The following is a 2968-nucleotide window of genomic DNA, read 5'->3' as shown; positions in this document are numbered from 1 at the left end:
CGTTTCGGGTTCTGCACCAGCATCAGCGACAGGTAATTGACCTTTTCACCCCTGAGGCTGGCGACATCGCGAACGATACGTTCATCCGGCGAGCCGACCTTTTCGATGAATACCGAAGTCGTGAGCAGTTCGCGCCGCGCCAACAGTTCGATGATTTCATCGATCAGCGGTTTCACCTTCAACAGCGCCAGGGTGTCGAATTCGTCGAGCAGGTGGTCGATGAGTTCGACCCCATAGGCGGCAGGGATGATCGCGAAGGTCTCATCTTCCTCGGCGAGAACGGTGTCGGCGGCGGCAGCGGCGGCGGCGAACGAGGACACGCCCGGGATGGTCTCGACCTCGATGGCCGGTACCAGCTCGCGAACGACGCGGGCGAGGTGGCCAAAGGTGGCGAAGGTCGAGGCATCGCCTTCGACCAGAAAAACCAGGTCGCGCCCTTCGCCAAGCAGCTCGACGGTTCGTGCAGCGGCGCAAACCCAGGCGCGGCCGAGAATTTCAGGGTCGCGGGTCATCGGGAAGAGCAACTGTTCGGCATCGGCCGGCACCGTCAGACCACCGCGCTCGACGATCGACAGCGCATACGACGATTCCTCGGCTTTCTTCAGCGGGTACAGCCAGCGGGCGCCGGATTGCAGTACTGCCCAGGCCCGGCGGGTGATCAGCTCGGGGTCACCAGGACCGAGCGAAGCGCCGATCAGCCTGCCGTAGCGGGTATGTTCAGACATTCAGTCTCCTTTCTTCCGGTACAGTCGTTCCATGAAAACGCATTGGCGCCAACGACGCCTCTCGCGGGGCCATTCCCCGCACGGTCGAATCGATTACGCACAGTCCTCGTCGCCCCGCCTGGCGGTCACCACCCAGATCGGGTTCTGCGCCGCCAGTCGGTGCATGTCGAGAATCGGCTGACTGCGGCTGGCCTGCAGTTGCACGAGGTCCCAGACGGCATGGCATGCGCTGAGCACCGCCGTCGCGGTAGCGAGATTCTCCAGCGTGACGAAGTTCATCACCAGCCGGCCACCCGCTTTCAGACGGGCCAGCACCCGTTCGATCAGCGCGGCGAGTTCGCCGCCCGAGCCGCCGATGAAGACGGCATCCGGGTCGGGCCAGGTGTCGAGCCCGGCCGGTGCCCGGCCTTCGACCAGGGTGTAATTGCCGATCCGCCAGAGCGCCGCATTGGCGCGCGCGTTGGCGGCGTCGGCGGCATTCTTTTCGATCGCCCAGACATGACCGAAGGGCGCCAGTCTCGCCGCTTCGAGGCCGACCGAACCGGCACCGGCGCCGATGTCCCAGACCACTGCCGCGGGCTGGATGCGCAACTTGGCGAGCGAAAGGGCACGCGCTTCCTGCTTGGTGATCAGACCTTTCTCTGGCGATCGCTGCCGGTATTCGAGGTCTTCGAGACCGAAAGCCGGTCCACCGGGGCCGGCGGGCCGTTCGACGAGCACGATGTTCGGTTCGGGAAAGGCCATGGCTGCGACTTCGTCTGCGGCCAGATCGGCGAACAGTCGTTCGTCGGGCATCTGTAGGCGGCAGGCGATCGAGATCCTCGCCTCGCCGCCATAGCCGGCCGTGATCAGCGCCCGCGCCAGTCGCGCCGGGTTGTTCTCGGGACTGGTGAACAGTGCGACTCGCGGATGCATGGCAATCGCCCGCATCAGCGGATACAGACCGTGCGCAGGCGTCGCGCCGACAAACCACTCGCCGGCATCGGCGCGGTGACACGAGGCAATCCGGATGTCCTGCCAGGGCGTCTTGAAGCGGGCAAAAGCCAGTTGTAGCGTCGACACGTTCGGCAGGATGTCCACGTCGTCACGCCCGAGTCGGCTGGTCAGCCAGGAAGCGATGCCGTGACAGAGCGGGTCGCCGGTGGCCAGCACGGCGACGCGTTGGCCCGCTGCGCGGGCGTTCAGAATCCAGTCCGGAAGCTCGCCGAGCGCGCCGTCCATGTCCCTGGTCATCGCCGTGGCCGACAGCCAGGGACGCACCAGGGCCAATGTGCGGCCCGCGCCGATCACCAGCTCGGACACGGCCAGTCGCTGGCGCGCCGAATCGGACAAGCCGGCCCAGCCGTCATCGAGGATCCCGATCAGGGCGCAGGGTTCAGGCCAGCTCATCTTCTTCCAGACGACAAATGAAGCGTCCTTCGAAATCGCAGACCAGAATGCTGAGCTGGTAAGGGCCGGGGTAACAACTTTTCAGGCTGCGGATGGCCTTGCCGGCCAGCGAACGGTGGAAGGCAAGGCTCAGGCCCAGGCTGGCGAGACGTTCGGCAGCAAAGCGGGCCGTTTCCGCGGCACGGATCGCCTCGACCAGATCGGGCGGTGCACCGACTTCCTGTGCCGATGCGGCGAGAATGTCACGGTCGATCTCGGCCTTCCAGGCATGCGTGACGCTGAGTCCCTGGCACATCTTGGTCAGCTTGCCGACCATCGCGCCCAGATAGACCCGTGCCAGGCGGTGTTTGACCGCCGACTGGAAAGCCGCCTTGACGAAGTCACCCATCTGGACGAAGCACGCTTCGTCGAGTTCCGGCAACTGGCGCATGGCGAATTTTTCGGTGCGCCCGCCGGTGGTAAACACGACCCTGGTCTGACCCTGCTTCGCCGCGACATCGACCGCCTGGACGACGCTGGCGCGGAAGGCAGCCGTCGAATAGGGGCGGACGATGCCGGTGGTGCCGAGAATCGAAATGCCGCCGACGATGCCAAGACGAGCGTTCAGCGTCTTTTTCGCCATCGCCTCGCCGCCAGGAACGGAAATGGTGATTTCCAGACCGTCGTGGAGCAGCAGTTCGCCGGCGACCGCAATCACGTTGTCACGGATGTTGCGGCGCGGAACCGGGTTGATGGCCGGGCCGCCAACGGCGAGGCCGAGGCCATCTTTGGTGACGACGCCGACCCCGACCCCCCCCTGGAGAAGCACCTCGCCGGCCCGTTGTGGCAGCCGCCGGACAGCAGCCGTCAAGTGT

At 65.5% G+C, this 2968-nt stretch carries 3 protein-coding genes; all 3 read right to left on the bottom strand.

All coding sequences use genetic code 11. The features are described 5' to 3' along the window. Window positions 1-725 (bottom strand): precorrin-2 C(20)-methyltransferase (gene cobI / locus CAPSK01_RS10640; protein ID WP_034926665.1); only part of this gene is annotated, 725 nt, incomplete at its 3' end. A gap of 93 nt (window positions 726-818) precedes the next feature. Further along, complete coding sequence (locus tag CAPSK01_RS10635) at window positions 819-2114, bottom strand: bifunctional cobalt-precorrin-7 (C(5))-methyltransferase/cobalt-precorrin-6B (C(15))-methyltransferase (protein WP_034926176.1); 1296 nt, start codon at window positions 2112-2114, stop codon at window positions 819-821. Continuing rightward, window positions 2101-2968: cobalt-precorrin-5B (C(1))-methyltransferase (locus CAPSK01_RS10630; RefSeq protein WP_034926662.1), on the bottom strand; the 868-nt coding region annotated here is incomplete at its 5' end. The genes CAPSK01_RS10630 and CAPSK01_RS10635, both read right to left, overlap by 14 nt.

It is taken from the genome of Candidatus Accumulibacter vicinus, assembly GCF_000584955.1.
In the GTDB taxonomy this organism is placed as follows: Bacteria; Pseudomonadota; Gammaproteobacteria; order Burkholderiales; family Rhodocyclaceae; genus Accumulibacter; species Accumulibacter vicinus.
The sequence above is the reverse complement of the archived record's forward strand: the minus strand, read 5'-3'. Positions and strand labels throughout refer to the sequence as shown.

Bases quoted from the DNA above. Each gene is read 5' to 3' on its own strand.
- CAPSK01_RS10635 (WP_034926176.1), bottom strand. From the start codon at position 2,114: ATGAGCTGGCCTGAACCCTGCGCCCTGATCGGGATCCTCGATGACGGC.